At 34.9% G+C, this 3,489-nt stretch carries 4 protein-coding genes; 2 read left to right on the plus strand and 2 right to left on the minus strand.

What is annotated here, in order from left to right; translation table 11 throughout:
* Positions 1–112: 112 nt before the first annotated feature.
* The gene (albA, locus tag ACKI2P_RS07490) at positions 113–388 is read left to right on the plus strand and encodes a DNA-binding protein Alba (protein ID WP_407376452.1); all 276 of its coding nucleotides are present in this window, start codon (positions 113–115) and stop codon (positions 386–388) included.
* Positions 389–395: 7 nt separating this feature from the next.
* Here albA and ACKI2P_RS07495 read toward each other — a convergent pair whose 3' ends face one another.
* Together ACKI2P_RS07495 and ACKI2P_RS07500 are read right to left on the minus strand one after the other, a co-directional pair.
* Positions 396–1,055, minus strand: coding sequence for a PHP-associated domain-containing protein (locus tag ACKI2P_RS07495; protein ID WP_407376454.1), 660 nt, complete (start codon positions 1,053–1,055; stop codon positions 396–398).
* Positions 1,056–1,060: 5 nt separating this feature from the next.
* Entirely contained in the window at positions 1,061–2,089 is a 1,029-nt protein-coding gene (locus tag ACKI2P_RS07500) for a DUF1786 domain-containing protein (RefSeq protein WP_407376456.1), read from the minus strand.
* 91 nt (positions 2,090–2,180) lie between these two features.
* On the opposite strand from ACKI2P_RS07500, the gene ACKI2P_RS07505 reads away from it, so the two are divergent.
* Positions 2,181–3,482, plus strand: coding sequence for a TrpB-like pyridoxal phosphate-dependent enzyme (locus ACKI2P_RS07505; protein WP_407376458.1), 1,302 nt, complete (start codon positions 2,181–2,183; stop codon positions 3,480–3,482).
* Positions 3,483–3,489 lie beyond the last annotated feature (7 nt).

The following is a 3,489-nucleotide window of genomic DNA, read 5'->3' on the forward strand; positions in this document are numbered from 1 at the left end:
TATTAACCTTTAATTATTCTTTATTTTTGTTTAAATTGTTTAATTTTAATTTTAATAAATATGTAAAATTTTATATACATGGTTTTATAAAATTTAATTTGGTGAATTAAAAATGGAAAAAAATACAATTTTTGTTGGTAGTAAACCTGTTATGAATTATGTTTTAGCTGTGGTAACTCAATTTAATGAAGGTTCAGATAGTGTTTTACTCAGAGCTAGAGGTAAAGCTATCAGCCGTGCAGTTGATGCAGCTGAAATTGTAAGAAATAGGTTTGTACCTGAATCAGATGTAACTGATATCCAAATTTCTACTGAAGAAATTGAAAATTATAACAATGAAAAAACAAATGTTTCTATTATAGAAATTTTAATTGAAAAGGGTAATTAAATCCTTTTTAATCAAATTTCTTTAAAACGTTTTTTTCAAACAGATATTTTGAAAGTAAAATATTCGATGTTCCTTTTCCATGTGCTTCTACTCTTCTTTTTAATATAGCTTTCATTATGCTGTCAATATCTTTTTCTGCATCTATTAGGCTATAGCAGTCACCTACAAATTCCCAATAGTGAGCGTCACTTGCTCCCAGTGTAGGCAAGTTTTCTTTTTCTGACAGTTTTTTTGCTTTTCGGTTGCAGTATCCTACAATGAATCTGGCGTTTTTTGTCTCTATTGCATCGATTTTCAGGTTCTTGTAGTCGGTCTTGTGCAGAAGTCCATGCCTGTAGAAGCAGTAAGGATGAGGCACAATTGCAAGACCACCCAAATCATGAATTCTGTCTATTGTTTCTTCAGGTGAAAGTCCTCGAGGTACATTTTCCTCACATCCAAAACCAAGGATATGGCCATCACTTGATGAAATTTCTATAGATGGTATGGCCAGTATATCTGTATTTTTAGTTTTTTTCATAACTTCACTAGTTCCATCAACAGTATTGTGATCACTTATTGCAATCACATCTATGTTGGCCCTTTGTGCACACTTCAAAATATCATCAATTTTTGAGTGTGAATCCGGTGAGTATTCACTATGTATATGAGAATCCATTTTTAGCATTTTATCTATTCCATTATTGTTTTTATTAAACCTACTGTACCTGTCATCATTACATCCCCTCCCGGAGCGGCATGATGCCAGTCTAGATTTGTCTTTTCGATTAATTCACGTTTTGGGCCGCTGACGATTACCTTTTCTATTTTTTCTATTGGATTTAAAACATGAGCGCCATGGCCATGGTCATTGTAAACCTCTTCATGAGTTATTTCTCCTGATGCCAGTCTTTTAATATATCTTTCAAGAGATTCACCTGTTAAACTTGATGTATGGTGTTCAAATACTCCCTGAATTTTTCCGTTTTCAATTGATGCTGCTGTGGTGTGCCCATTTCCGATATCTATCACAATAAAACTATTTAATTTTTCTGCTATTTCATCATAACACATTCCGGCAATTGATGCAAATTTAGTATCCATTACTAATGGAAGCTCTTCTATTCCTTCACTTTTCACCTGTCTTCTAACGGCCTGCATTCTAGTGAAATACTCTGGAACTTCATCTTTAAATCCAAATTTCAATGGTGATATAGGTTCAGATACCTTTTCCCTTATTTTTTCAAATCTGAAGTCTCTGTCACCCATATTTTCGTTATAGCCGTGGTCCTGAACAGCAATTGCTATTTTATCAAAGTCAAATTCCAAATCATATCCCAGCAGGAACTCGGATAATTTTGTAATGTTTATATCTCCCAGGTTAATTTTTGTATAGCCTCTGTAGTTTTCCTCATCATCAGAAATCTTTATTCCTAACGCTTTTACCTGTTCTATATTGTCTCTAATGGTTTTTGCACAGGTTGAGTTCATTACCACTTCATATCCTTTTTCCATATGTTCCAAAAGGGTATTTTTGATTTTTCCTCCGCCCATTATTTCTCCTTTAAGATACAAGTCATTTTCAATTTCTCTTATTTTTTGAGATATGAACAAATGCGGAGAAGGCAGAACCAGCTTAATAGCATTTTCCAGTTCCTTTTCGCTGTCGTATATCATTATGTCTTGGGTTCCTGTACCCACATCAATTGCTAGAATTCTCATGAGTTTAAATTGTTTTTTATAATATTTAATATATTATAGTACATTTTTGTACAACAAAGCTTTAAATAGTACATTATTTATAATTATAATCATGACTTATAAAATAGAATTATCATCTGATGAAGTGCCAAAGCAATGGTATAATATGCTTGCTGATTTACCTGTTCCTTTACCTGCTCCTAAAAACAGTGAGGGTAAAGATCAGATAGCGTCACTGCAGCTTGCTTTTACCAAGGCTGGTTTAGAACAGGAATTTGCAACAGACAGGTACATTAACATACCAAAAGAAGTACGTGAACTATACATGGAAATGGGCAGACCTTCTCCATTAGTAAGGGCCAACAAACTCGAAGAATACTTAAACACCCCAGCTAAGATTTACTTCAAAAGAGAAGATTCTTCCCCAACAGGTTCCCATAAATTGAATTCAGCTATACCTCAAGCTTATTTCGCTAAAAAAGAAGGAGTCGAAAGACTTACAACTGAAACCGGTGCGGGCCAGTGGGGTACTGCTTTATCCCTTGCATGTAATTTGTTAGGAATTGAATGTACCGTATATATGGTTAAGGTTTCATTCAACCAAAAACCGGACAGAAAAAACATTATGCACATTTATGGCAGTGACATTCATGCTTCACCTAGTGAAAATACTAAAGTCGGTCGCCAGGTTTTAGCAGAAACTCCAGATCACCCTGGTTCTTTAGGAATTGCTATTTCAGAAGCTATGGAAGAAGCTCTGGAAAAGGATGAAGTCAAATATTCATTGGGTAGTGTATTGAACCATGTAATGCTTCACCAAACTGTTATAGGTCAGGAATTAAAAACCCAGCTGGAAATTGCTGAGGAAGAGCCTGACGTAATGATTGCATGTGCTGGAGGAGGAAGTAATCTAGCGGGATCATTATTCCCATTTATTAAGGATAAGTTAGACGGCAATTCAGAAACTCAGTTCATTGCTGTTGAACCTAGTGCCTGTCCTACACTCACTCAGGGTCGTTATGACTATGACTTTGGTGATTCAAACGGTTTTACTCCTATGCTTAAGATGTTCACTTTAGGACATGACTTTGTTGCTCCATCTGTTCATGCTGGTGGTTTAAGATATCACGGTATGTCTCCTATTGTATCACTTTTAGCTAAAGAAGGATTAATAGAACCAAGATCCGCTCATCAAAAAGATTGTTTCGAAGCTGGAATTACCTTTGCTCGTAATCAAGGAATTGTTCCTGCACCTGAAACTACTCATGCAATTAAAGTTGCAATTGATGAGGCTCTTAAATGTAAACAAACCGGTGAGGAAAAAACTATTGTTTTAAACTTCTCTGGTCATGGAATGTTGGATTTAAAAGGATATGCTAGCTATTTTGAAGGAACTATGGAAAATGCTAAATAATCCTTTT

The organism is Methanobrevibacter sp. (genome assembly GCF_045541095.1).
GTDB lineage: Archaea > Methanobacteriota > Methanobacteria > Methanobacteriales > Methanobacteriaceae > Methanocatella.

Coding starts and splice junctions, on each gene's coding strand:
- albA (WP_407376452.1), top strand. CDS start 113: ATGGAAAAAAATACAATTTTTGTTGGTAGTAAACCTGTTATGAATTAT.
- ACKI2P_RS07500 (WP_407376456.1), bottom strand. CDS start 2,089: ATGAGAATTCTAGCAATTGATGTGGGTACAGGAACCCAAGACATAATG.
- ACKI2P_RS07505 (WP_407376458.1), top strand. CDS start 2,181: ATGACTTATAAAATAGAATTATCATCTGATGAAGTGCCAAAGCAATGG.
- ACKI2P_RS07495 (WP_407376454.1), bottom strand. CDS start 1,055: ATGCTAAAAATGGATTCTCATATACATAGTGAATACTCACCGGATTCA.